The sequence below is a fragment of the Undibacterium sp. Xuan67W genome (assembly GCF_049340165.1).
GTDB lineage: Bacteria > Pseudomonadota > Gammaproteobacteria > Burkholderiales > Burkholderiaceae_D > Undibacterium.
Genome location: NZ_JBMPPN010000006.1, coordinates 154,022 through 178,268 on the forward strand (window position 1 = coordinate 154,022; position 24,247 = coordinate 178,268).

Sequence of the window (24,247 nt, forward strand, 5' to 3'; positions counted from 1 at the left end):
CCCAATCCGCAAGCTTTACGAAGACAAATATAATTACTACCCTGGAGTATGTCAAAATTCCATAAGAAATCGACACGCTTTGACGACATCTAACATACCGGTCAATCTAGCCAGTACGTCACATTCGCGTTGATGACAGCGCGTAAACTTATCCGCCACGACAGCTCCAGCCTTATCTGTTTGCCTTTAAAATCGATGCCACAATCATTCACGAAGTCCTCCATGACACCAGCACTGGCAACCCCATCCGACCTCATCAGCACTGCGCAACTCTCTCGCTTCGTCAAACGTTGGTTACAGGCGGATCCCGCACGTATCAGCTTACTGGAAGAACACAGCAGATTATCCTTGAGCCCGCAGATTTTTGCTCAGATTTTACAAAAAGAAATACAGGCTGGCATTCCTCTTAACAAAGTAATGCGCCGCCTGCGCAACCTGGTCGTATCAAGCTTAATTGCCCGAGACCTGACAGGCGCGGCTGACATGGATGAAGTTGTCACGACGATCAGTCAGTTTGCCGATTTTGCGGTGCAGCAGCATCTGTCTGCGTTAATGCAGGAAGCGATTGCCCTGTATGGCACGCCGACAGGCGAGGACTCTGGCGCACCGCAAGAATTGATCGTGCTGGGCATGGGTAAGCTGGGGGGAATGGAGCTAAACGTGTCTTCCGATATCGATTTGATCTTTTGCTACGCCGAGGATGGCGACACCCACGCACATCACGCCGAGCAACGCAGTCTTTCCAATCACGAGTTCTTCAGCCGACTGGGAAAAAAACTGATCGCTGCAATCTCAGAGGTGACCGAAGATGGCTTTAGTTTTCGGGTTGATATGGCCTTGCGCCCTAACGGTAACTCAGGCCCCTTAGTGGCGAGCTTTGCGATGGTTGAAGAATATTTTTTAATACAAGGCCGTGAGTGGGAGCGCTATGCCTGGGTAAAGGCGCGGGCAATCACTGGCAAACCCGACGATATCGTGGCGCTCGACAAAATCATCCGGCCCTTTGTCTATCGCCGCTATCTGGACTATGGTGTGATCGACTCGCTCCGTTCGATGCACGGGCAGATTCGCGCCGAAGTCATCCGTCAGGAAACTAAGCATCCCGAGCGCAGCAATAACGTCAAACTCGGCCGCGGTGGCATCCGTGAAGTTGAGTTTCTGAGTCAGGTTTTTCAGTTAATACGAGGAGGACGTGAAGCGAATTTACGCGATCGATCAACCAGAACTACCCTGCTCACCCTGGCAGAAAAAAACATTCTGGAACCCGGGGTCGTTGAGCAATTATTAAGCTCCTATCATTTTTTACGCAATCTTGAACATCGCCTGCAATATCTGGATGATGCGCAGACCCATACCTTTCCGGTGAAAGAAGAAGACCAGACCACAATTGCACACATGATGGGCTGTGCAACGACAGAAGAATTGCTCAGCCAGCTCACACCACACCGGCAATTCGTCGCAGAGCAATTCGACGCCATTTTTAAAGAGAAAAAAACATCGCAAAAACATACCGATGACCACGCCCTGGCAGCGACGCTGGCCGCAGCGGATAGTGATGAAATGCTGGAGGCCCATTTAAGTGTCTTGCATTTTCAGGATGTGACCGACGCCGTTCAACGTCTGATGAGCACATGGCAATCTCCTCGTCTGCAATCGCTTAGCGAAATCAGTCGTAATAAGCTGGTTGCCATTGTCAACAGCGCCTTACCGCAAATTGCGAAACAGGCACACGGCCACCTGGCAACGTTAAATCGTTTGCTCGACTTTATCGAAGCAATCGCCCGCAGAACAGCCTACCTCGCCTTGCTCACGGAATATCCTCACACCCTGGAACGGGTTGTCAGAATGATGGGTGCCAGTGACTGGGCAGCTAAATTTTTAACGCGCCATCCTATCCTGCTCGATGAATTACTTGACGAAACAGCGCTGCGGCAAGACCCTGACTGGTCCAGCTTTAGTACAGAACTTCAACAACAACTCGACCAGCACACCGACGACACGGAACGTCAGTTAGAAACCCTGCGGGAGATGCATCACGCTTTGCAATTCCGCTTGCTCGCACAAGATCTGGAAGGACAAGTCAGCGTCGAACATCTGGCGGATGAACTATCGCAACTGGCCGATCTGGTGGTCGCCGCGACACTACAGGCAGCATGGCAAACCATCGCCAGCCGCCATCGTGAGCAACCGCAATTTGCGGTAATCGCTTACGGTAAATTAGGTGGCAAAGAACTGGGTTACGCGTCCGACCTTGATGTGATTTTTTTATACGACGACGATGATCAGGAGGCTCCGGCAAACTACGCAAAGCTGGCACAGCGCTTCATTACCTGGATGACGTCACATACACCAGCAGGTATTTTGTTTGACATCGACATTGCCCTGCGTCCTGATGGCGCGAGTGGCTTGCTAGTCTCGTCAGTCAATGCCTTCGCCCGTTATCAGGAGCAGTCTGCCTGGTTATGGGAGCATCAGGCGCTGACCCGCGCACGCTTTTGCGCAGGCGACTTCCGCATCGCGCCGATGTTTGATCAGATCAGAGATAAAGTATTGAGACAAGCTCGCGATACCGGCAAGCTGAAGCAGGAAGTCGTCAGCATGCGTAAGAAAATGCATGATGCTCATCCGAACCGGACGGACCTGTTTGATCTAAAACAGGATGTGGGCGGAATGATCGATATTGAATTCATCGTCCAATTTTTGGTGCTGCAGCACGCTCACACTTATCCGCAACTGACCGCAAATATTGGCAATATCGCACTGTTGAAATTATGCGGAGAGCTCGGCTTAATTGATGCCAGCCTGGCTGCCGGGAACGCCGACGCTTATCGGTTATTCCGCAAGCTCCAACACAATCAACGCTTGCAAGGGGTAGAAAAAGCACGCGTCGAACGGGAACAGGTCGCGACTGAAATTCAGAGTACGAAAACTCTCTGGCACAGTTTGCTGGAATAAAAAAAGCCTGTTGATCTTCATATCAACAGGCTTTGTATGCTTATGTTCAGACACTTATTTACAAACTCGGCGCCACATCTTTGCCATATCTGCGTTACGCCTGTGGCTTGACCGTCTCCAGCCATTTACGAATGCGTCCTGCGTCAGCCAAACGAGAATATTTACCCTTAGAATCCAGGAAGACCATGACAATTGCACGGCCTTGTATCATCGCCTGCATGACCAGACAACGACCTGCTTCAGAGATATACCCTGTCTTTTGCAAACCGATATCCCAAGTTGGATTTGCTACCAGTTTATTCGTGGTTGAATACTGCAATGAACGACCACCGCCTGGCGCAACAACATAGCTGGAATCAGTAGAGTATTGACGGATTAGCGGATGCTGATACGCCGCATTGATGAGCTTTACCAAATCCTGCGCACTGGCCACATTTTGACTAGACAGACCTGATGAGTCGACATAATGCGTTTCTGCCATACCGAGTTGTTTTGCCTTGGCATTCATCGCGGCGACAAACGCTGGCAAGCCACCGATATAATTGCGACCCAAAGCGGATGCCGCACGGTTTTCAGAGCTCATCAAGGCAATGTGCAGCAAATCGGCACGCGATAATTTTGCGCCGACTTTGAGGCGTGAACCGGTACCTTTTTCTTTATCCAGATCGTCATTCGTGATCTCGATTTCTTCGTTCATATCCTGATTCGCCTCAACCACAACAAGGCTGGTCATCAGCTTGGTAATGGAAGCAATCGGCAAAGATACATTGGAATTTTTATCGAACAACACTTTGGAACTCGCCTGATCAACGACGAAAGCGACATTCGATTGCAATGTCAGAGGATCTTCTGAATGCTTAAGGCCGGCAATATCACCCGCAGTTGGTTTTTCAGGGACGATATGTGCAACAGCGACACGTTCCGTGATGATTTTACGTTTGCCGTTGACGATAATCGTGCGCTTCACCAACTTACCGGCAGCAAGCTTGGTAACAACTTTCTTCTGAACGATATGCTTTTTGTGATGCGTGGCTTCAGCAAACACGAGGGATGCTGGCAGCATCGCGGCAATAACTATTAGTGCTTGACGGGTAAATTTCACCATCAATCGCTCCTCATGCAAATGAAAAAATTTAGTGCAGTGTAGCAAAATTGTGAAAATTCGCAAGAGAATTAAAGGCTTATGCTATCTACTTGAACAAAAATCTAGTGTCATTATTTGAAAACAAACACAGAATTTAGTTTAAGCGAAGCAAGGCGCCAGAGTTCTGCGACGAACTATGTCAGTTTTACTTATTTTTCTCACCCAACTGAGCAGCATTATGCTTATCAATAAAACACTTTCCCCGGAGATCACTTAACGCTAAGTAATTTGGAAAAATCTTCGTAAACTTCCAACTCCTTTTGATGTCTCCCGATGCATTTTAATCGAGGAATTGCGTAAACTTTGTAATCTCATCACGCTCAGTAACCAGGCTGTTTTCAATTTTGCTCATATCGGCATATCCCAGCGACATGCCGCAGACCAGCATTTCGTTTTCTGGCAATGCCAAAACATCATGGATAATTTTATGATATTGGGTAAATGCAGCTTGTGGACAAGTGTCCAGACCTCTGGCGCGCGCTGCTAGCATGATATTTTGCAAAAACATGCCGTAATCCAGCCACGAGCCCTGCTCCATCACGCGATCAATCGTCAATATCAGACCAACCGGCGCATCAAAAAAAGCATAGTTACGTCCGTGCTGTGTATGCATACCGGCTTTATTCTCTCGCCCTAACCCTAACAATGCGTACAGATCCCAGCCTACTTTGCGCCGGCGCTCAAGGTAAGGGGCAATCCATTTGACAGGGTAGTAGTTATATTCCTCTTTATGGGCTTGCGCCTGCTCACTATCGTTATGCGCGGCCAGAATTGCGGAACTTAACTGCGTCAACGTGTTACCTGTTAAGACATAGACCTTCCATGGCTGTGTATTACTGCCGGAGGGTGCACGTGCAGCAACTTCCAATATCGCCTGAATGTCTTCACGCTCTACCGCAGTCGGTAAAAAAGCACGGATCGAACGGCGAGAAGTTATCACTTCATCGACACATTGCTGGGTTGGTGACTGGATCATCAGACAGGTACCTCTAAGGTTGATAATAAACTGCGAATTTTTTCCGGAATGGACACAGGCCGACGACTCTCCCTGTCCACATAGACATGCACAAAATGGCCTTGAGCCGCAGCCATCTCTTCATCATTTTTAAAAATACCGATCTCATAACGAACACTGGAGTTACCAAGTTTGCTCACTGTCACGCCTGCGGATATCACATCGGGAAAAGCAACTGAGGCCAGGTAATTACATTGTGTCTCGATCACGAGACCGATTTCCTGGCTCTTCTCTATGTCTAGCGCCTGATTGACGATCAGAAACTGATTGACCACGGTATCAAACCAACTGTAGTAGATGACGTTATTCACATGTCCATATGCATCGTTATCCATCCAACGTGTCTGTATCGTATGAAAATGTTGAAATTGCCCTCGGTTTTTTGCTTCTATCGCCATTTTTTCCTCAAAAAATAGGTCACTGCTTTTAAAGTTAGCTGTTGACGCTACGACTTTACCTGTTCTGCGTATTGATCACTTCGGGTCAACATCGGTCAAACATCTTTATTGCCGCAGCCTGAAGTTCCAAGCTTATTACAGAGCAGCGCATCAGTTCCATTTAAAAATTTTCATCACTTTGCATTCGCAACGTTTTTACCAAGCAATTTAAGACGTAACAATTGCTTTTTATGATTTGCGCAGAGATTCAATTTTAACCGCGCCGTTTCATGAACCAGTCACAATTCCTACAGATAATCATGAATGATTAACAATAATTCATCCCAAGAAAGCTGGTGATAGATTTTATTGGGAATCTAGGTTGTTTTAAAAAAGACATTTTTATTGCATTGCACAATTTTTCTTGACTTTCCTCTATTAATCAATAATATGCACCATATTGCAGCGCACAAAACGCGGCATCAATGCAATATAATTCACTGTAACAAACCCGCTACTTGATCAAACCGACTCATTCCTTTTAGGAGAAATCTATGTTTTCCGTACCTGAACAGTTTTCTGCTGCTACTAAAGCAAACTTCGATGCGCAATTAGCGCTGATCACTGCGTTGACTGGCAAAGCATTTGAAGGCGTAGAGAAATTTGTCGAATTAAATTTGACCGTTGCAAAAACATCGCTGGAAGAATCCACAGCAGCCACAAAGCAATTATTAGCGGCAAAAGATCCACAAGAATTTTTCAGTCTGTCTGCAGCACAAGCGCAACCGAATGCTGAAAAAGCATTGGCTTACGGTCGTCATCTGTCGAACATTGCTTCCAGCACGCAAGCCGAATTTACACGTGCTGCAGAAACTCAAATCGCTGAAACAAACCGTAAAGTTCTGGCATTGTTTGACGAAGTCTCCAAAAATGCACCAGCCGGTACAGAAAACGTCGTCGCATTTGTGAAGACGGCATTCAATAATGCCAATGCAAGCTACGATCAATTCACTAAATCGAGCAAACAAGCGGTAGAGGCATTGGAAGCCAATCTGAATAATGCAGTAACCCAGATCTCTACAGCGACAGAAAAAGCAACAACTCGCTCTAAGAAATAATTTCGGCGTCCTGAGTATCATTTCTTCAAACATGGTCTTCCGGCGTTGTTTGAAATAAAAAAGCCTCGATATAAATCGAGGCTTTTTTGTATTCCATTTAGCTTATTCGCCCAAGTAGGCTGCCTGCACTTTAGGATCATTCAACATATCTTTACCCTTACCAGTCATTGTGATCGCGCCAGAATCCATCACGTAACCACGATGCGCGGCTTGCAGCGCGAGTTTCGCATTTTGCTCGACCAATAAAATGGTCACGCCTTGTGCGGAAACATTCCGCACAACTTCAAAGATTTTTTCTACCATGATCGGCGACAAGCCCATGGATGGCTCATCCAGCAGCAGTAATTTTGGGTGACTCATCAACGCACGGGCCATTGCCAGCATCTGCTGCTCACCACCTGACAAAGTACCAGCCAACTGCGCGGCACGCTCTTTCAAACGTGGGAAAACGGCGAACCATTTTTCGATATCCTGATTGATGCCTGCTTTATCGTTGCGAGTGAATGCACCCATCATGAGATTTTCCAGAATAGTCATACGGGTAAAAACACCCCGTCCTTCCGGCACCATCGCCAGATGATTATTCACCAGCTCAAATGAGTTAATGCCACGGATAGATTTGCCGTCATAGAGGATTTCTCCTTCTACCTTGCAGCTTGGCAAAGTACCTGTAATAGCTTTGAGCGTCGTGGTTTTACCTGCGCCGTTGGCACCGATCAAGGTAATCAGCTCACCTCTATTGACTTCTAAATCAATGCCCTTAACCGCTTTAATGCCACCGTAAGCAACCTTGAGGTTACTAATCTTTAATACGTTATCAACCATTAGTGAGAACCTCCCAAATACGCTTCAATCACTGCTGGATTTTTCTGAATGTCCGCAGGTACGCCTTCAGCAATTGGCTTGCCGTAATCTAATACCGTGATTCTGTCACATAAGCCCATCATCAATTTGACGTCATGTTCGATCAGCAAAATTGTCTTGCCTTCCGCTTTGATCTTAACCAGCAACTCGCGCAGAGCCAGTTTCTCGGTCGCATTCATACCTGCAGCCGGTTCATCGAGCGCTAACAATTTTGGATCTGTTGCTAATGCACGTGCGATTTCGAGACGACGCTGATCGCCGTAGGACAAATATTTGGAAGTACGATCTGCAAACTGTCCAATGCCGACAAAATCGAGCAACTCCTGCGCGCGAGCTTTGATATCAGCTTCCTCTTTACGCGCAGTCTTGCCGCGAAAGACCGCGCCCAAAACACCCTGATGAGTACGGATGTGCCGGCCAACCATGACATTTTCCAATGCAGTCATTTCACCGAACAAGCGGATATTTTGAAATGTACGTGCAATACCCGCTTTTGCGACTTCGTGAGGAGCTGATGGTGAGTAAGGCTTGCCATCCAGTTCAAATGTCCCTGTGTCTGGCTGGTATAAGCCTGTAATAACGTTAAAGAATGTCGTTTTACCGGCACCGTTAGGACCAATCAGGCCGTAGATCTGACCTTGTTTTATATTGATCCCAACATTCGACAAAGCTTGCAAACCGCCGAAGCGCTTATTTGCTCCCTCGATTTTTAATATAGTTTTTTCAGTCATGTCGGTATTCCTTAAGCCGCAGCTGGCGTATCGTTGCTACTGGTTATTCTGTCTTCATGCTTGGGTGCTGGCCACAAACCGGCTGGTCTGTTCAACATAATCAATACCATAGCCAAGCCGTATAGCAATTGGCGCAAGACTTCAGCCTCAATCAAAATTTTGCCAAATAACAGATTCTGAATAGGTTCGACGCTATGACGCAGAATCTCAGGCAATGCGGCAAGCAGTATCGATCCAAGAATCACTCCAGGTATATGACCAATTCCGCCCAAAACAACCATTGCCAACACTACGATTGACTCCGTCAGAGAGAAGGATTCGGGTGAGACAAAGCCTTGGAATGATGCGAACATTGCACCAGAAACGCCACCAAAAGATGCGCCCATAGAGAACGCCAGCAACTTAATATTACGTGTATTTATTCCCATCGCCTTAGCAGCAATCTCATCTTCACGAATCGCAACCCAGGCACGACCTAAACGGGAGTCTTGCAAGCGCAAAGAAACAAAAATAATACCGATGCACAGAGCCAGAAACAGGAAGTAATAGGCATTCACGGACGGCATACTGATGAAACCAAAGTGGACTGTCGCATTAGAGCCGGCCTCACCTGACAGCGATACACCAAAGATGCGGATAGGATCAATCATATTGATACCCTGAGGACCATTAGTGATATTCACCGGCGAGTTCATGTTATTCATAAAAATACGAATAATTTCACCAAAACCCAAGGTCACAATGGCCAGATAATCGCCGCGCAGCTTTAAAGTTGGTGCGCCTAACAATGCACCAAACAGACCAGCCAGCGCAGCTGCCAGCGGCACAATAACCCAGACAGATAAATGCAGACCGGTCTGTGCGATCTCAGGTCCGAACACCCACATCAGAAAATTACCGACTGGCGGATAATTATTAACAAAGGATTCGAGAACCACAGCAAACTGCGGTGATGCCAGCAAACCTGCCATGTAAGCACCGACAGCATAAAACGCGATGTAACCCAGATCCAGCAAACCGGCAAAGCCGACCACAATATTCAACCCCAGCGCTAACATAATGTAGAGCAAGGCAAAATCAATAATACGAACCCATGAGTTACCAAAATTGGCAGCAATAAATGGGAACAACACCAAGACGATACCCAAGACGGCAAAGCTCGTGTAGGCCTTGCTTGGATTCGCTTTTATATCAAAAAAATTCGACATTCATGCTCTCCTTATGCACGGTCAGCAACACGTTCACCCATGATGCCGGATGGGCGCAGAGTCAACACGATAATCAATACAACAAACGCGAAAATATCTTGGTATTGGCTACCTAGCAGGCCGCCAGTCAATTCACCGATATAACCCGCTCCCAGGCTCTCGATCAGACCAAGAATAATGCCACCGACCATCGCACCATAAATATTGCCAATACCACCCAAGACCGCAGCAGAGAATGCTTTCAGGCCTGGCAGGAAGCCCATTGCGAACTGTGCGGACGAATAGTTAGCCGCCCACATCACACCCGCAATTGCCGCAAGTGAGGCGCCAATGGCAAAGGTTGCCACGATGACTTTATTAGAATCAACGCCCATCAAACCCGCCACACGTGGGTTCTCTGCCGTGGCGCGCATAGCTCGTCCCATCTTGGTCTTCTCTACCAGCAAAACTAAGCCGACCATCGCAAGAGTCGCCAGAACCAGCAATAAAATCTGTGTTTGCGAAATCACTGCGCCACCGACGGGAATCGGTGTTGACGGCATCACACTTGGGAAAGAAATTGGACTGCGTCCCCAGATAATCATAGCGAACACCTGAACCAATTGAGAAATACCAATCGCGGTAATCAATGGAGCCAGACGCGGTGCATTACGCAATCTGCGATATGCAACACGCTCAATCACTACATTCACAATGATACAAACGGGAATGGCGCCGATAATCGCGATCAGTAATTGGACGATACCGGGCAGATCCGGTGCAATAACACCGAGTAATTTCAAAATACTTAGTCCCGCCATAGCACCGACCATGAGTACATCGCCATGAGCGAAGTTGATCAGATTCAGTACACCATAAACCATGGTGTAACCCAGCGCGACCAAAGCATACATAGACCCTAATACCAGGCCATTTATTATTTGTTGGATAAATGTATCCATATTGCTTCTCTCTTTATGAACGGATGGAATTTTTTACCGAGATACCTGAATATCTCACTTAAAGACTACTCAGCAAAAATCATTCCTGATAACAAAAACGGCACCAAGTAATTCTTGTGTGCCGCTCAATTTAAGCGCCTGTTATCCGAAAAGACGCTTCATACAATGTGGAGCAATTGAAATAGTGGAATGACGCATAGTAAAACTCTCCTCAACAACTTTTGGCAAAAAGCTTTTGTAATATTTTTATGTAACCTATTCCACGCCTGCCTGTTGAATCGAAAGGAAGGTCGTGAAATTCGGCGGGATTATACAGAGATTGACTGGAAAGCATGAACAAAAATACTACCACCATATTAAGCCCGAGCCCATACTACTATACTGGTCTGATACTGCACAGTGTAAAAATGACTCGTGGTCAATCAAAGTTCAGCAATGTTAGCGATGAATTCGCGAAATAAAATACTGAATAAACAGCATGTAGCAATTTATTATTTACGCAAGATCAAAATGCGCTTAGCCAGAGCGCATTTTGCATTACCCCGTCAGCCCCTTTGGCATAGGGAAAGTTACATTTTCTTCAGCACCATCCAAAGCACGCACACTTTGCGCACCTAATTGCTTCAGTCGATCAATAACTTGTTGTACCAAAACCTCAGGTGCAGATGCACCCGCGGTGACACCGATACGACGGGAATCTTTCAACCAGTCCGCCTGAATCTGGGAAGCATTATCAACCATGTAGGATGCCGCACCTTTTTTCTCAGCAACTTCGCGCAGACGATTGGAATTCGAACTATTCGCGCTGCCTACAACAATCACCAGGTCAACTTGTGGCGCCATAAACTTAACAGCCTCCTGGCGATTGGTTGTGGCATAACAAATATCGCCTTTTTTTGGTTCACTAATTTGGGGAAATTTAGTTTTGAGTGCAGCGATAATTTCAATCGTGTCGTCAACCGACAAAGTTGTCTGAGAAACATAAGCAAGTAAATCAGGGTTGGCCACCTTCAAATTAGCCACATCATCGACTGTTTCAACAAGATGCATCCCGCCTTCCGTCTGCCCCATTGTTCCTTCAACTTCCGGGTGCCCTTGATGGCCGATCATGATGATTTCACGACCTTCTTTGCGCATTTTCGCAACTTCAATATGGACTTTAGTAACGAGAGGGCAAGTTGCATCAAAAACTGTCAAACCTCTTGCGCTTGCCTCTTTACGGACCGATTGAGAAACGCCATGCGCAGAAAAAATCACCGTATTACCAGCAGGAACATCAGCTAATTCCTCTATGAAAATAGCCCCCTTCTGCCGCAGGTCATTGACTACATAAGCGTTGTGTACAATTTCGTGACGGACATAGATAGGCGCACCAAACTGCCGCAATGCCCGCTCTACGATTTCAATAGCACGATCAACCCCTGCGCAAAACCCACGCGGCTGCGCCAATACAATTTCTTTGTCCGTTGTCATAAAATACCAATGATTTTTGTTTCAAACAGGACCGTCTGGCCTGCCAGCGGATGATTAAAATCAAATAAAGCACCGTCCTCATCAATTGCTCTGAGAATCCCGGCAAAACGCCCGCCAGACGGAGCGGCAAATTCAACCAGGTCACCAATGACATATTGCTCACCAAAAGCAGAATTTGCTTTTAAAGTTGCGCGAGAAACACGCTGTATCAGCTCGGGATTACGTGGGCCGAATGCCTGTTCCGGCGCAAGCTCTTGTGTCGTATGAGAACCTTCCTCAAGATTCAGCAGCGCGCTCTCCAGCTCAGGGGCGAGCTGACCATTTCCCATTTGCAAAGTCGCCGGACTTTCCTTAAAAGTACTGATAATATCCTCACCATCCAGCGTGGCAAGGCGATAATGCAAAGTCAGATAAGCATCGGGTGTAACGACAGGGATAGCGTGGTTTGACATAATTAAGGTGAAGTTCGATCAAGCCTCTATTGTATGTCAGCTCGATGAAGTACTGATTATTCTCTCATTTTGTGAAGGACTTTTGATGGCGATTACTGACTGGCCCGAAGATCAGCGTCCGCGTGAACGATTAATTAAATTTGGCGCTCAGGCATTATCTGATGCTGAGTTATTAGCAGTTTTCTTGCGAGTAGGCGTCAGCGGTAAAAGCGCTGTAGATTTAGGCCGTGACATGCTGAGTCAATTTGGTTCATTGACTGGGTTATTCGCTGCGGATATCAAAAATTTTTCTGCGATGCACGGTTTAGGTAATGCCAAATATGCGCAATTACATGCCGTCCTAGAACTGGCTAAGCGCGCTATTTCTGAAGAATTACAGGCCGCTCCGCTACTGTCCTCACCACAAGCGGTCAAAAGCTATTTACAGCTTATGATAGGCAGCAAACCTTACGAATCATTTGCAGTATTGTTTCTCGACATCAAAAATCGTCTCATTACCTCATCCGAGCTGTTCCGGGGGAGTCTTAGTCAAGCCAGTGTATATCCAAGAGAGGTGGTCAAAGCAGCATTGCAACATAACGCAGCAAGTATCATTTTGGCGCACAATCATCCTTCTGGCAGCGCAGAACCGAGCGATGCAGACATTACCTTAACCAGAACCTTAAAACAAACTCTGGCATTAGTTGATGTCAGAGTACTGGATCATTTCATTGTAGCCAATCCTCATGTCTACTCATTCGCCGAACATGGGCAAATCTAAACGACATATGCATGAATTGATCCAAAAGCTTTGAAATTTTCAATTGTTAAATAAAATAAAAATACAAGACACAATTGTTTTTCGCAAGTCGTTGATATTTAGTAGGATTTTCGTTATACTTCCATTTTTTCCAAATTCGGAAACATTTAAGGAGTTAAACATGGCACGTGTTTGCCAAGTAACTGGGAAGGGGCCAATGGTTGGCAACAACGTATCCCATGCGAACAACAAAACTAAACGTCGCTTTTTGCCTAACCTGCAAAATCGTCGCTTTTTCGTAGAATCAGAAAATCGCTGGGTTTCCCTGCGTTTGTCTAACGCTGGTCTGCGCGTCATTGACAAAATCGGCATTGATGCGGTTTTGACTGACCTGCGTGCTCGCGGCGAAAAAGTTTAAGCGAAAATCACTGTTAGGAAAATATCATGGCTAAATCTGGTCGCGACAAAATCAAACTGGAATCGACTGCTGGTACAGGTCATTTCTATACCACGTCAAAAAACAAGCGCACAATGCCTGAAAAAATGGAGATCATGAAGTTTGATCCCAAGGCACGTAAGCATGTAATCTACAAAGAAACTAAGATTAAATAATTTTAGTTATCTCAAAAAAACCTGCAATTTGCAGGTTTTTTTTCGCCGTTATTTTCTATTGCAGCAGTGTTTGTGGATTAGTGCCCACTATTACCATAGCTCATCGATACCAGAGATTAAGGCGCAATAAAAAAGCACCCGAAGGTGCTTTTTTAATCAAGCTTAATAACTTAAGCGTATGTACGTAATCTGAGCGAGAAGTCATGCAAAGTCTGAATACCTGAGGCCTCAGCACGTACGCACCAGTCTTGCAATTGATGTACCAATTGCTCGCGGCTCACCGTAGAGCGCTCCCAGATTAAGCCCAACTCCACACGCATGTCGTGCATCGTTTTCAGAGCACTGCTGTGTGCCAACACTTCTGATAATTGTTGCTTTTGCGGTGCTTCTAATTTAGTAGGCTCACGCTGTAAAAGTGTTTTTGTCGATTTAAGCAAGCTCGCTTCAAACTGCGCTTTTTCGCGCAACTGAGCAACTTCATCTCTCCAGGCACGGCGCAAGGATTTTGTATACTTCGCCATTACGTCATAGCGGTTTGTAATAACCGCTTGCAGAGTGTCCATATCAATCACGGATTTAATCTCGGCAAACTTCGGTTCAGGAGCAACTTTTTTCACGGTAGCCAGACCGACAATCTCCATTGTACGAATATACAACCAGCCGATATCGAATTCATACCATTTGGATGACAACTTAGCCGAAGTACCGAAAGTGTGGTGGTTGTTGTGCAGCTCTTCGCCGCCAATCAAAATACCAAAAGGCACGATGTTACGAGATGCATCTACGCAATCGTAATTGCGATATCCCCAGTAGTGACCGATACCATTGATAATGCCCGCCGCTGTTACAGGGATCCACAACATTTGAACAGCCCACACCGTAATACCAATTACACCGAACAAAATAAGATCGATGATCAGCATCAACGCGACGCCCTGCCAACTGAATCGGGTATATAAATTACGTTCAATCCAGTCATCGGGTGTGCCATGTCCATACTTTTGCATGGTTTCCAGATTTTTTGACTCGGCACGATATAACTCAGCTCCTTGCCAAAACACTTTTTTAATACCGCGCGTCACCGGGCTGTGAGGATCTTCCTCAGTTTCGCATTTTGCGTGATGTTTACGGTGAATTGCCGCCCACTCCTTGGTCACTTGGCCAGTAGTAAGCCACAGCCAGAAGCGGAAGAAATGACTTGGAATCGCATGTAGTTCCAGAGCACGATGTGCTTGGCAACGATGCAAAAAGATTGTGACGCTGGCAATCGTAATATGGGTAACGACCATCGTGAAGATGAATACTTGCCAACCAGTGGCACGAGTAATGCCGTTAGACAAAAAATCAATTGCGGTATCGATAAAAGTGCTCAAAATGACATGTACTCCATGGTTAATGACACTATCTTGTCGTCTATTGACAAAAGCAAAGCATCAAAAATTTTCTAAAATTTTTTGTATTGTACGCTCTTTTTAAGTCTGCCCTGAAACTTTCTCTGGCGTATTGATGAAGGTCAGAACCCGTTGAGGAAATGGCACTTCGATTTTGCGTTCCTGCAATAATTTCCATATTGCACGATTTACTTCAGATAAAACATTAGAGCGTCCATTTTCAGGGTCGGATATCCAGAAGCCGACACGCAATTCCAGCCCATCGGCACCGAATCTCATTAAGTAAGCAGAAGGTGGAGTATCTTTCGATACACGGGTTACATCAGCAGCGGATTGCGCAAGCAGCGGCAGCAAAGCTTCAATGTCGGTCTGATAAGCTACCGTAATATCCGTTCCCATCGCCACAGAACTGTCGCTTAAAGAAAAATTCTGTACCGGATTCGACACCAGCATTTCATTCGGTATGACAGATTCTCCACCATCAAGCCCTTTTAATACCGTATACCGAGTGTTAATTTGTGTCACACGACCATTAAACTTATCGACAGCAATCATGTCGCCTATGGATAAACTCCGGTCAAGCAAAATGATAAAACCAGACACATAGCTACTGGTAATTTTTTGCAAACCGAAACCAAGACCAACACCCAATGCACCGCCGAATACGGATAAAACAGTCAAATCGATACCAACAATGGTCAAACTGATCAGAATTGCCAGCAAAATGAGTAAGGCACGGCCAAATCGCGATAACACTACCTTTAAGGAAGTATGCATCGTCGGTAATAGCATCAGGCGCGCCTCTAGCGCAGCACTCGCCCACAACGCCACGATCAGCGTCACAGCAACAGAAACAAGCGCCTGCAATATGGACAGTAACGATACCTTGTTGTGCCCGATTGGCAAAATCGCCTCATCCAGACTCGTCAATAATTCCTGCCACAAGCCGGTGAAATGCAGCACCACACCGAGCCAGACTAATCCGGCAAATAATTTTTCAAAAATCGTCAGAAAAGCACCGATCTTGCCTTCCTTGACAAAAGTTCTTCTGACTACATAAAAACCGAAGCGGATTAATGCAAGTGAACCGATGATAGGAAAAAGTAGGCTCAGCAAATGAGTATGTTGCCAGCGGCCTAAAATACCTTTGGCGATCAGGATGAATATCAGAGATAAACTGGGAAACAAGACGCGATGGAAGCTCTCAACTCCCATCCTCATCATTCCGGAGGCACTCTCCGAACTGGAAAAGCTTTTTCGCAGCAATCCTGCCAGATACCATGCCAGGAAAAAGCAAAGCAACACCGTTCCTACCTGCCATAAGAAGTTGGTATCGTGCAGATCGTCCGATAAATCGGATAGCAGACTAGCCAGTAAAGGTGTACTCATCAACGCAGCGAATAAAAAGGCTTGATCAATTATTTATTGCGCTCTAAGACAGCGGCAAAAAAACCGTCCGTCTGGTGCACATGTGGCATCAGCTTTAAATAGTCACCCATTTCCAAATCAATTTTTTGCTCAGCCAACACTTGCGACACAGGTAACAAGCTGAAATCAGGATGCGCAGCAATGAAAGCTTGAACAATCGCTTCATTTTCTTCGTCAAGAACGCTACATGTTGCATAGACCAGGCGACCACCTGCCTTAACCAGTCTTGCTGCGCTATCTAGTATCGATGCCTGTTTGACGTTCAACTCAGCAACACCGACTTGCGTCTGGCGCCACTTGACATCCGGATTACGACGCAAAGTACCCAAACCGCTGCAGGGTGCGTCGACTAGGACACGGTCTAACTTACCGGCAAGACGCTTGATTTTGGCGTCTTTTTCGTGCGCGATGACAACTGGGTGCACGTTTGACAAACCACTTCTTGCGAGGCGCGGCTTTAATTTTGCCAGACGTTTTTCAGAGATATCGAAGGCGTATAAACGGCCTGTGTTACGCATACTGGCACCCAGCGCCAGAGTTTTACCGCCAGCACCGGCACAGAAGTCAGCCACCATCTCACCGCGCTTCGCACCCAGCAGTTGGGCAAGAATCTGACTACCCTCGTCTTGCACTTCGATTGTGCCGTCTTTAAACAACGGCAAATTTTGGATGGTTGGTTTTTTCTTGATGCGCAATCCCAGCGCAGAATAAGGCGTAGGCTCCGCGATAATCGGCGCCTGAGCTAAAGCGGCAATCACATCGTCGCGATTCCCCTTCAGCGTATTGACACGTAAGTCCAGTGAGGCTGGTGTATTTAAGGCATCGGCCAAAGCCAAAGCTTCTGGCTCACCGAATTTAGCCAAGAATTTTTCCCACAACCAACCTGGCAAATTCGATTTCAATGCAGGCGGCAAATGGTTACGGTCAATCAGCATGACGCGCTGCAACCATTCCGTCTCTTCTTCACTCAGACCACCCAAAGAATCAACTCCTACCGCATCTGCCAGCCCCAATAAGGTCAGGCGACGCATTGCCGGGCCGCTGCCGGACTCAGAAAAACTCGTGTAAACACTTTTATTACGCAGAAGACCGTAAATACCCTCCGCAACAACGCCACGTTCGCGCGACCCGAGGCGAGGATGCTCGCGGAAATAGCGCGACAAGGTCACGTCTGCGGGACCTGTAAAGCGCAGAATTTCACGCAACACTTCTTCTGTGTGACCAACAATGGCCGGAGGTAATCTCATTTGGTTTCCTTTTTCAATTCTTTAGTTGACTGCAGCACCTGACTCATCACAAAAAAGAGTCCGGGCGAACGGTAATACGAGCAAATCAGTGTAGCTCTACGCGAACGCGCTGATCAACAATGCTTAGTTTATCGTCGATAAACCATTTCACCGCTCTGGGATAGATGATGTGTTCCTGCTCAAGAGCACGATGAGAAAGACTGTCTGCTGTATCGTCATGGAATACCGGTATCGCAGCCTGATCAATAATCGGCCCATGATCAAGATCCGGCGTAACAAAATGCACAGTAACACCGTGGATCTTGACACCGGCGTCCAGCGCCTGTTGATGGGTGGCAAGACCAACAAAACTAGGCAATAAAGACGGATGAATATTGATCATGCGCCCCATGTAATGTTCGACAAATGGTGTGGTCAGAATGCGCATGAATCCCGCCAGCACAATCAGATCCGGGGAGAATTGATCAATGACCATTTTCAACTCTGCATCGAATGCATCACGCGAGGTGAAATTCTTGCTTGGAACGACGACAGCTGGGATACCCATATTGGCGGCGTACTCAAGTCCGCTAGCATCTGCCCGATTACTAATTACCGCCGCAATTTGCGCTGCCCATTGCTCTGTTTTAGCTGCCTGAACGATCGCTTGCATATTGCTGCCACGTCCAGAAATTAAAATCACAATCTTTTTCATGGCAGCATTGTACCGCTGTAAGGCCCTGAGCCTCAAATAATTCGATCATCGGTACCAAGCGACATTGTCGCTATGAACAAGAAATACATGTCAAATACATGTCATTTGACGGGAGCAAGACCTATATTTGATGGCAAAGTATCATGTTATTGCTTATTCGAACGAATAGAAAACTCTAAAAGCAACTTTCCTGTCCGCCCAAAAATCAGCGGCATCCCTAAAAACATCCAATAAGGTTTCCCGCGCTTCCTTATCAAACTTCGGTGTATTAGGTAATTGCTCCAGCACGACTACAAAACCTGGCTGAGAACCAGATTGATGAATGAGATCCGTCAGGCAATCCGACAGGGCATCAAAATTTTTACCAAAATGCTTGGGAAAGCCAAATGACGTCGCAATTTTTCCCAGAACCTGTTGTTTGGTCGCAGCTTCCAGGCAATACGCATATAAAAAATGCTGACCAAGGCTAGCCGCTTCTTTTTGTAAATCAGGCACCCGGAAAGCACGAATGGATTGCACAACATTCGGCGCTACTGTTTTGAGCAAACTCATTTCTCCCTCTGCTGGTGAGATTATTGTCATAGGTTCCGGCTTGCTAAGGTCTATCTTCAAAGAGATTACTCTTTTACTCGTTTAAAACTCTCGTAATGATCATCGGTATAATAATATTCTCCCGACGTCCTGGAATCACCACCCGCAATAATGCGACGTGCACCGCGACTTCTCGACCGGGGTGTCTTGACGGTGAACTCGTGGTAATAACCACGTTTTTGCTTAGGCAATCTGGCTTCATAATTCCCAAAGACGACACCGTCTTTATCATACGGAAACGGGCCACCCTGCTTAATCAACACCAGTGTTACTCTCGCCTCATTAGGTAAATCCGATATTAAAATACTCTGTAGTCCGTAGAAATCCTTGGCAGAGACAACAGACACCAAAAGCAACATCGCCAGCAAAATAAGATATTTTTTAAGAAATGTTGCGTTGAAATTCTTTAACATTTTGTTAGGCAACGATGTAATTCAACGTCATAGATTAACGTTTTGTGTAAAACGAATCAATCTTTATTATTCAAAAGGCAATAAAAATACTTTTACTTTGCTGCTTAAGAACTCAGTTTTTCAGCATCATCTGAAAAAAACTTCAACACATCAGCCTGTCTGGCCCAAGTATCTTTTTTACCTAGCTCAATAAGCTCCCTGGTGTAACTCGATTCAAACAATAAGTAAGATGCCAAGGCAGAGCCGCGGACTTCAGTTGCACCTATGCCACCCAGCATGGTTCTGACGGGGAGCGGCAAACTGTTGGTGTGACGACTGGCAATTTCGTCGAGTCGTTGCGATGGCGCAATCACCAGCAAGTCCACTGGCTTCAACGGCGTGTTTTGTAAAGCTTCCGGCGGCAGCATCGACAATGTCTTGTTAATGCGCATCAGCCGTTCTATATCAACCGCCAGACTATCGAGAAAAATACTTGACATCGCATGGCCAGCGATCTGCGCCAGACTCGGATACTGAGCGACCTCATTTGACTCACGCGGCGGCTCGGATAAGCGACCGGCACCGACGATCAGCACCTTCTTCGCGCCGAGATGGATGGCTGGTGAAATAGGTGCCAGTTGGCGCATAGAGCCGTCACCGCAATACTCCATGCGACCGCCCCAGTTCAACGGAACCGATGGAAAAATAAACGGGATAGCTGATGACGCTAGTAAGTGAGGTACGCCAATGAAGTCTCTTTGCGCCAAACGCTGACTCCGAACCCAAGGTTCAATCTCCGCCAAGGTTTGATAAAAAGTTAAATGCTGGCCCGCTGTGTAAGATGAGGCTGTGACAGCTAAAGCTCTTAGAGAACCGGTTGCAAGTGCCTGATCCAATCTCGTCAAATCCAGCATGCGAGTCAACAAATTTTCCAGCGGCGAATTATCGAGCAGTGAATTTGGTGGCGACTTACGCCATTTGTTAAGCAACCACCCAAATGACATTAGCGAAAGCCAACGAGCGCCTGAACGGATCACCCCCAAAGAGTCTGCCCGATAAACTTGTGCGGCCTCAAAATGTTCCCAAATATGTAAAATGCTGGATACCGACTCGCAAAAATTATCCGCACGGCATGCCAGCGCCGTAGCATTGATTGCACCAGCTGACGTCCCGCAAATTATGCCAAACGGATTCCGTTCAGACTCCCAGCCTGCCTCCAATAAAATATCTGAGATTGCCTTCAGTACGCCTACCTGGTAGGCAGCCCGGGCACCACCGCCCGTTAAAATCAATCCTGTCGTGGCATTACTGTTCATGAGTTTCTTTTGATTGAAGTATCCACAAGAACACTTTATTCATGCTCAAAAATAAAAAAAGGCAAGTCTAAAGCTTGCCTCAGTGTATTAGCTGACTCTCAAAAAGTCATGTCGCACGTAATGTATTCCGTCGTGAACTGACAAATAACAACATGCTTATTTCGGTTGCATGCGAATTGCGCCATCGAGACGAATCGTTTCGCCGTTCAACATCACGTTTTCGATGATGGACTTAGCAAGATGCGCATATTCATCGGGCTTGCCCAGGCGCGGTGGGAACGGTACCATTTTACCGAGCGCGTCCTGTACTTCTTGCGGCATACCTAACAACATCGGCGTCTCAAAAATACCTGGAGCAATCGTCATCACACGGATGCCGCTGCGCGATAAATCACGTGCCATCGGTAAAGTCAGGCCAACTACAGCCGCTTTAGAAGATGCATAGGCAGCCTGCCCGATTTGTCCGTCATATGCAGCAACTGAGGCCGTATTAATAATCACGCCACGCTCACCTTGCGCAGTCGCATCGGTTTTACCCATAACGTCAGCAGCCAAACGACACATATTGAAAGTACCGATGAGGTTAATGTTAACCACACGCTGAAATACGTCGAGTGGATGTGGACCGTCTTTCCCCACTGTTTTGATAGCTGGCGCGACACCAGCGCAATTCACCAGACCACGCAAGGTACCCATCTTGGCTGCAGCAGCGACGACCGCCAGACCATCAGCTTCTGATGTGACATCACACTTCACAAACACCCCATTTAATTCTGCCGCCAGTTTTTCGCCAGCGTCGACCTGTACGTCTGCCAGGACGACCTTTCCACCATTCGCAACCAACATACGAGCAGTCGCAGCCCCTAAACCGGAAGCACCGCCAGTGATAATAAAAACGCCATCTTGAATATTCATGCTGTCTCTCTCATTTAATGTTGTAAATGCAAATCGACGTATTAACTATTACAGCAAAACATCGTAACAGCTGATTTTATCGCCACATATTGCATTACGTTTACGTAAACGTAACTTTCCCAATTGTACCCAAGTTCATGGCCAAAAAGAAGAAAAAGGCGACTATCGCCGCCTTGTTTAATACCAAGTTTAATATTATTTTCCGGTTGACGCCGCGCTAGCCTCAACGCTTTCCCCTTTATTGACAATTGAACTCGCCGAGTTTTGTATATCTTGGGGGGTAGCAACTGGTTTTGTAATAGGGTTCGCGATCATGACAGGAGCGCTCGGCACATCTATTTTTCCCATCAGTGCTGGATTAGCCTGCGTTTGATCCGAGGGATTATGGTTCGATGTTCCCGGCAATAGGGGCACTAATAGCAAAGCGACGATATTGATAATTTTGATTAATGGATTAATAGCTGGACCGGCAGTGTCCTTATAGGGATCGCCGACCGTGTCGCCCGTCACTGCGGCCTTATGCGCTTCCGAGCCCTTACCACCGTGATGACCATCCTCGATATATTTTTTCGCGTTATCCCAGGCACCACCACCGGTGGTCATCGAGATCGCCACAAACAGACCAGTCACGATGGTTCCCATCAGCAAACCACCTAGCGCTGCCGGTCCCAGTAACAGCCCTACCAGGACAGGCACAATAACCGGTAACAAAGACGGCACAATCATTTCCTTGATGGCCGAGGTCGTCAGCATATCGACAGCTTTATCATATTCAGGCTTGCCACTGCCATCCATAATGCCTTTGATCTCTTTGAACTGGCGACGTACCTCGACTACCACAGCGCCAGCGGCGCGCCCAACCGCTTCCATCGCCATTGCACCAAATAAGTAGGGAATCAACCCACCGATAAACAAGCCGACAATCACTTGCGGGTTAGACAGATCGAATGACGTACTTTTACCGACAGAATCGAGTGCATGGGTGTAATCGGCAAATAAGACCAGAGCGGCCAAACCAGCAGAACCGATTGCATAGCCTTTAGTAACTGCCTTGGTAGTATTCCCTACCGCATCCAGAGGATCCGTGATGGCACGCACAGAAGCAGGCATCTCTGACATTTCAGCAATCCCACCGGCATTGTCGGTAATCGGGCCATACGCATCGAGTGCTACGATGATTCCCGCCATCGACAACATCGATGTCGCTGCAATCGCGATACCGTACAAACCGGCAAGCCAGTAGGACACGAGAATAGCCGCACATACTGCCAGAACCGGGTAGGCTGTCGACTTCATCGATACCCCGAGACCCGCAATAATATTGGTGCCGTGGCCAGTCGTTGATGCCTGCGCCACATGCTGTACCGGTTTGAAATCCGTCCCTGTGTAGTACTCGGTGATGTAGACCATTAATCCGGTCAACACAATTCCCACGACTGTTGAGCCCATCATTGGCATGCGCATATCTTCTGGCATCACTGTCCAGGTGACGATCGCAAAACCGATCAGCGACAGACCCGCTGCCCACCAGAGTCCGGTATATAGTGCAGACATGATTTTTTTACCCGGCTTTGCCTTCACCATAGAACAGCCGACAATCGATGCCAGAATAGATACCGCACCGAGCATCAAGGGATAGACGATTGCCTGAGTTGTAGCATTTGTGATGACCAGAGCACCGAGCAACATCGTCGCAATCAGGGTCACTACATAGGTTTCAAACAAATCAGCAGCCATACCGGCACAATCGCCGACGTTATCACCCACGTTATCAGCAATCACTGCAGGATTACGCGGATCATCCTCCGGGATACCCGCTTCAACCTTGCCAACCAGATCCGCACCAACGTCTGCGCCCTTAGTAAAAATACCGCCACCAAGACGCGCAAAAATCGAAATCAGTGACGCCCCGAAAGCCAGTCCAATCAGAGGCTTGATCACGCCATGCTGACTCAAGGCAGAGGCAGAGGCAGAGCCCGAGCTATGCGGCGCGGACAGCATCAGTATCCAGTAAAAAATCGTCACGCCCAACAAGCCAAGGCCGACGACCAGCATACCGGTAATAGCGCCACCTTTAAAAGCCACATCGAGAGCCTCATTCATGCCGCGGGTCGCTGCCTGCGCAGTCCTGACGTTGGCCCGTACCGAGACATTCATCCCGATAAATCCGCATGCTCCGGATAAAACCGCACCAACCAAAAAACCCATCGCAGTTATTAATCCCAAGCCCGGCACCAGGGCAATTGCAACAAATAAGACAACGCCGACAATCGCAATCGTTCGGTACTGTCTGGCCAGATACGCAGCCGCGCCTTGCTGTATCGCCGTGGCAATTTCCTGCATCCGGGCGTTACCTGCATCCTGTTTTAAAATCCAGTTTCGCGATACCAAACCGTAGAGCACGGCGATGACTCCGCACGCAATCACAAACCATAGACCTGCTGCCATATTGACTCCTCCAATTGTTATGGGCTTCCTTTGCATGGGTAATGCAAACTTGCCTTTTTGCGACAATGTAAAACGGCGACCAAGTGAAACAACCACGACTTTTCATCTATTCCACACTTGTATGAACAAGGTGAAATCATGAATCCTGCGTACTGCACAACTGAACCGTTGCCCATGTTTATTGGAGAAGCATTTG

The 24,247-nt window shown here is 47.1% G+C and carries 23 protein-coding genes; 5 read left to right on the forward strand and 18 right to left on the reverse strand.

Going from position 1 to position 24,247, the window contains the following annotated elements:
* Window positions 1-222: 222 nt before the first annotated feature.
* Window positions 223-2,955: a bifunctional [glutamate--ammonia ligase]-adenylyl-L-tyrosine phosphorylase/[glutamate--ammonia-ligase] adenylyltransferase gene (glnE, locus tag ACO0LE_RS07945; RefSeq protein ID WP_422959868.1), complete on the forward strand. Its 2,733-nt coding sequence runs from the start codon at window positions 223-225 to the stop codon at window positions 2,953-2,955.
* 94 nt (window positions 2,956-3,049) lie between these two features.
* Here glnE and pbpG read toward each other — a convergent pair whose 3' ends face one another.
* The 3 genes from pbpG to ACO0LE_RS07960 all read right to left on the reverse strand — a co-directional run bounded on the left by pbpG (window position 3,050) and on the right by ACO0LE_RS07960 (window position 5,512).
* Window positions 3,050-4,060 carry a D-alanyl-D-alanine endopeptidase gene (gene pbpG / locus ACO0LE_RS07950; RefSeq protein ID WP_422959869.1) on the reverse strand — a complete coding sequence of 337 codons (1,011 nt, stop codon included), beginning with the start codon at window positions 4,058-4,060 and terminating at the stop codon, window positions 3,050-3,052.
* 319 nt (window positions 4,061-4,379) lie between these two features.
* Entirely contained in the window at window positions 4,380-5,075 is a 696-nt protein-coding gene (locus tag ACO0LE_RS07955; protein WP_422959870.1) for a nitroreductase, read from the reverse strand.
* Complete coding sequence (locus ACO0LE_RS07960; protein WP_422959871.1) at window positions 5,075-5,512, reverse strand: acyl-CoA thioesterase; 438 nt, start codon at window positions 5,510-5,512, stop codon at window positions 5,075-5,077. Before ACO0LE_RS07960 ends, ACO0LE_RS07955 begins: the two co-directional genes overlap by 1 nt.
* 533 nt (window positions 5,513-6,045) lie before the next feature.
* On the opposite strand from ACO0LE_RS07960, the gene ACO0LE_RS07965 reads away from it, so the two are divergent.
* The gene (locus ACO0LE_RS07965) at window positions 6,046-6,609 is read left to right on the forward strand and encodes a phasin family protein (protein ID WP_422959872.1); all 564 of its coding nucleotides are present in this window, start codon (window positions 6,046-6,048) and stop codon (window positions 6,607-6,609) included.
* Between the two features lie 102 nt (window positions 6,610-6,711).
* On the opposite strand, the gene ACO0LE_RS07970 is transcribed toward ACO0LE_RS07965, so the two are convergent.
* From ACO0LE_RS07970 to ACO0LE_RS07995, 6 genes are all read right to left on the reverse strand, one after another.
* Complete coding sequence (locus ACO0LE_RS07970; RefSeq protein ID WP_422959873.1) at window positions 6,712-7,434, reverse strand: ABC transporter ATP-binding protein; 723 nt, start codon at window positions 7,432-7,434, stop codon at window positions 6,712-6,714.
* Window positions 7,434-8,204, reverse strand: a complete 771-nt coding sequence (locus tag ACO0LE_RS07975; RefSeq protein ID WP_422959874.1) for an ABC transporter ATP-binding protein — start codon at window positions 8,202-8,204, stop codon at window positions 7,434-7,436. The genes ACO0LE_RS07970 and ACO0LE_RS07975 overlap by 1 nt, the downstream gene beginning before the upstream one ends.
* 11 nt (window positions 8,205-8,215) lie before the next feature.
* Entirely contained in the window at window positions 8,216-9,412 is a 1,197-nt protein-coding gene (locus tag ACO0LE_RS07980; protein WP_422959875.1) for an ABC transporter permease subunit, read from the reverse strand.
* Between the two features lie 11 nt (window positions 9,413-9,423).
* The gene (locus ACO0LE_RS07985) at window positions 9,424-10,353 is read right to left on the reverse strand and encodes a branched-chain amino acid ABC transporter permease (RefSeq protein WP_422959876.1); all 930 of its coding nucleotides are present in this window, start codon (window positions 10,351-10,353) and stop codon (window positions 9,424-9,426) included.
* A 537-nt stretch (window positions 10,354-10,890) separates the two neighbouring features.
* Window positions 10,891-11,826 carry a 4-hydroxy-3-methylbut-2-enyl diphosphate reductase gene (gene ispH / locus ACO0LE_RS07990; RefSeq protein ID WP_422959877.1) on the reverse strand — a complete coding sequence of 312 codons (936 nt, stop codon included), beginning with the start codon at window positions 11,824-11,826 and terminating at the stop codon, window positions 10,891-10,893.
* Window positions 11,823-12,278 carry an FKBP-type peptidyl-prolyl cis-trans isomerase gene (locus ACO0LE_RS07995; protein WP_422959878.1) on the reverse strand — a complete coding sequence of 152 codons (456 nt, stop codon included), beginning with the start codon at window positions 12,276-12,278 and terminating at the stop codon, window positions 11,823-11,825. The genes ispH and ACO0LE_RS07995 overlap by 4 nt, the downstream gene beginning before the upstream one ends.
* Window positions 12,279-12,363: 85 nt before the next feature.
* On the opposite strand from ACO0LE_RS07995, the gene radC reads away from it, so the two are divergent.
* The 3 genes from radC to rpmG all read left to right on the forward strand — a co-directional run bounded on the left by radC (window position 12,364) and on the right by rpmG (window position 13,629).
* Window positions 12,364-13,038 (forward strand): RadC family protein, encoded by a 675-nt coding sequence (radC, locus tag ACO0LE_RS08000; RefSeq protein WP_422959879.1) that lies wholly within the window; start codon window positions 12,364-12,366, stop codon window positions 13,036-13,038.
* Between the two features lie 160 nt (window positions 13,039-13,198).
* On the forward strand, window positions 13,199-13,435 hold the full coding sequence (gene rpmB, locus ACO0LE_RS08005; RefSeq protein ID WP_186947587.1) for a 50S ribosomal protein L28: 237 nt from the start codon (window positions 13,199-13,201) through the stop codon (window positions 13,433-13,435).
* A gap of 26 nt (window positions 13,436-13,461) precedes the next feature.
* Window positions 13,462-13,629, forward strand: coding sequence for a 50S ribosomal protein L33 (gene rpmG / locus ACO0LE_RS08010; RefSeq protein ID WP_110257750.1), 168 nt, complete (start codon window positions 13,462-13,464; stop codon window positions 13,627-13,629).
* Window positions 13,630-13,799: 170 nt separating this feature from the next.
* Here the strand turns inward: rpmG and ACO0LE_RS08015 are convergent, their stop codons facing one another.
* The 9 genes from ACO0LE_RS08015 to ACO0LE_RS08055 form a co-directional block, all read right to left on the reverse strand.
* Window positions 13,800-15,002, reverse strand: coding sequence for a DesA family fatty acid desaturase (locus ACO0LE_RS08015; RefSeq protein ID WP_422959880.1), 1,203 nt, complete (start codon window positions 15,000-15,002; stop codon window positions 13,800-13,802).
* Between the two features lie 99 nt (window positions 15,003-15,101).
* Window positions 15,102-16,409: a mechanosensitive ion channel family protein gene (locus ACO0LE_RS08020; RefSeq protein ID WP_422959881.1), complete on the reverse strand. Its 1,308-nt coding sequence runs from the start codon at window positions 16,407-16,409 to the stop codon at window positions 15,102-15,104.
* A 29-nt stretch (window positions 16,410-16,438) separates the two neighbouring features.
* Window positions 16,439-17,695: an RsmB/NOP family class I SAM-dependent RNA methyltransferase gene (locus tag ACO0LE_RS08025; protein ID WP_422959882.1), complete on the reverse strand. Its 1,257-nt coding sequence runs from the start codon at window positions 17,693-17,695 to the stop codon at window positions 16,439-16,441.
* A gap of 85 nt (window positions 17,696-17,780) precedes the next feature.
* Window positions 17,781-18,389 (reverse strand): phosphoribosylglycinamide formyltransferase, encoded by a 609-nt coding sequence (purN, locus tag ACO0LE_RS08030; protein ID WP_422959883.1) that lies wholly within the window; start codon window positions 18,387-18,389, stop codon window positions 17,781-17,783.
* A 153-nt stretch (window positions 18,390-18,542) separates the two neighbouring features.
* A complete protein-coding gene (locus ACO0LE_RS08035; RefSeq protein ID WP_422959908.1) occupies window positions 18,543-19,007 on the reverse strand; it encodes a barstar family protein in 465 nt (154 codons plus the stop codon).
* Complete coding sequence (locus tag ACO0LE_RS08040) at window positions 19,007-19,393, reverse strand: ribonuclease (RefSeq protein ID WP_422959884.1); 387 nt, start codon at window positions 19,391-19,393, stop codon at window positions 19,007-19,009. Before ACO0LE_RS08040 ends, ACO0LE_RS08035 begins: the two co-directional genes overlap by 1 nt.
* Window positions 19,394-19,497: 104 nt before the next feature.
* Entirely contained in the window at window positions 19,498-20,688 is a 1,191-nt protein-coding gene (locus ACO0LE_RS08045) for a patatin-like phospholipase family protein (protein WP_422959885.1), read from the reverse strand.
* Window positions 20,689-20,844: 156 nt separating this feature from the next.
* On the reverse strand, window positions 20,845-21,603 hold the full coding sequence (locus tag ACO0LE_RS08050) for a 3-hydroxyacyl-CoA dehydrogenase (protein ID WP_422959886.1): 759 nt from the start codon (window positions 21,601-21,603) through the stop codon (window positions 20,845-20,847).
* 195 nt (window positions 21,604-21,798) lie between these two features.
* On the reverse strand, window positions 21,799-24,051 hold the full coding sequence (locus ACO0LE_RS08055) for a sodium-translocating pyrophosphatase (RefSeq protein WP_422959887.1): 2,253 nt from the start codon (window positions 24,049-24,051) through the stop codon (window positions 21,799-21,801).
* Between the last annotated feature and the right edge of the window lie 196 nt (window positions 24,052-24,247).

What these genes read in the sequence shown, in the direction of transcription:
- glnE (WP_422959868.1), top strand. Translation starts at nt 223, where the DNA reads ATGACACCAGCACTGGCAACCCCATCCGACCTCATCAGCACTGCGCAA.
- pbpG (WP_422959869.1), bottom strand. Translation starts at nt 4,060, where the DNA reads ATGGTGAAATTTACCCGTCAAGCACTAATAGTTATTGCCGCGATGCTG.
- ACO0LE_RS07955 (WP_422959870.1), bottom strand. Translation starts at nt 5,075, where the DNA reads ATGATCCAGTCACCAACCCAGCAATGTGTCGATGAAGTGATAACTTCT.
- ACO0LE_RS07960 (WP_422959871.1), bottom strand. Translation starts at nt 5,512, where the DNA reads ATGGCGATAGAAGCAAAAAACCGAGGGCAATTTCAACATTTTCATACG.
- ACO0LE_RS07965 (WP_422959872.1), top strand. Translation starts at nt 6,046, where the DNA reads ATGTTTTCCGTACCTGAACAGTTTTCTGCTGCTACTAAAGCAAACTTC.
- ACO0LE_RS07970 (WP_422959873.1), bottom strand. Translation starts at nt 7,434, where the DNA reads ATGGTTGATAACGTATTAAAGATTAGTAACCTCAAGGTTGCTTACGGT.
- ACO0LE_RS07975 (WP_422959874.1), bottom strand. Translation starts at nt 8,204, where the DNA reads ATGACTGAAAAAACTATATTAAAAATCGAGGGAGCAAATAAGCGCTTC.
- ACO0LE_RS07980 (WP_422959875.1), bottom strand. Translation starts at nt 9,412, where the DNA reads ATGTCGAATTTTTTTGATATAAAAGCGAATCCAAGCAAGGCCTACACG.
- ACO0LE_RS07985 (WP_422959876.1), bottom strand. Translation starts at nt 10,353, where the DNA reads ATGGATACATTTATCCAACAAATAATAAATGGCCTGGTATTAGGGTCT.
- ispH (WP_422959877.1), bottom strand. Translation starts at nt 11,826, where the DNA reads ATGACAACGGACAAAGAAATTGTATTGGCGCAGCCGCGTGGGTTTTGC.
- ACO0LE_RS07995 (WP_422959878.1), bottom strand. Translation starts at nt 12,278, where the DNA reads ATGTCAAACCACGCTATCCCTGTCGTTACACCCGATGCTTATCTGACT.
- radC (WP_422959879.1), top strand. Translation starts at nt 12,364, where the DNA reads ATGGCGATTACTGACTGGCCCGAAGATCAGCGTCCGCGTGAACGATTA.
- rpmB (WP_186947587.1), top strand. Translation starts at nt 13,199, where the DNA reads ATGGCACGTGTTTGCCAAGTAACTGGGAAGGGGCCAATGGTTGGCAAC.
- rpmG (WP_110257750.1), top strand. Translation starts at nt 13,462, where the DNA reads ATGGCTAAATCTGGTCGCGACAAAATCAAACTGGAATCGACTGCTGGT.
- ACO0LE_RS08020 (WP_422959881.1), bottom strand. Translation starts at nt 16,409, where the DNA reads ATGAGTACACCTTTACTGGCTAGTCTGCTATCCGATTTATCGGACGAT.
- ACO0LE_RS08025 (WP_422959882.1), bottom strand. Translation starts at nt 17,695, where the DNA reads ATGAGATTACCTCCGGCCATTGTTGGTCACACAGAAGAAGTGTTGCGT.
- purN (WP_422959883.1), bottom strand. Translation starts at nt 18,389, where the DNA reads ATGAAAAAGATTGTGATTTTAATTTCTGGACGTGGCAGCAATATGCAA.
- ACO0LE_RS08040 (WP_422959884.1), bottom strand. Translation starts at nt 19,393, where the DNA reads ATGTTAAAGAATTTCAACGCAACATTTCTTAAAAAATATCTTATTTTG.
- ACO0LE_RS08045 (WP_422959885.1), bottom strand. Translation starts at nt 20,688, where the DNA reads ATGAACAGTAATGCCACGACAGGATTGATTTTAACGGGCGGTGGTGCC.
- ACO0LE_RS08050 (WP_422959886.1), bottom strand. Translation starts at nt 21,603, where the DNA reads ATGAATATTCAAGATGGCGTTTTTATTATCACTGGCGGTGCTTCCGGT.
- ACO0LE_RS08055 (WP_422959887.1), bottom strand. Translation starts at nt 24,051, where the DNA reads ATGGCAGCAGGTCTATGGTTTGTGATTGCGTGCGGAGTCATCGCCGTG.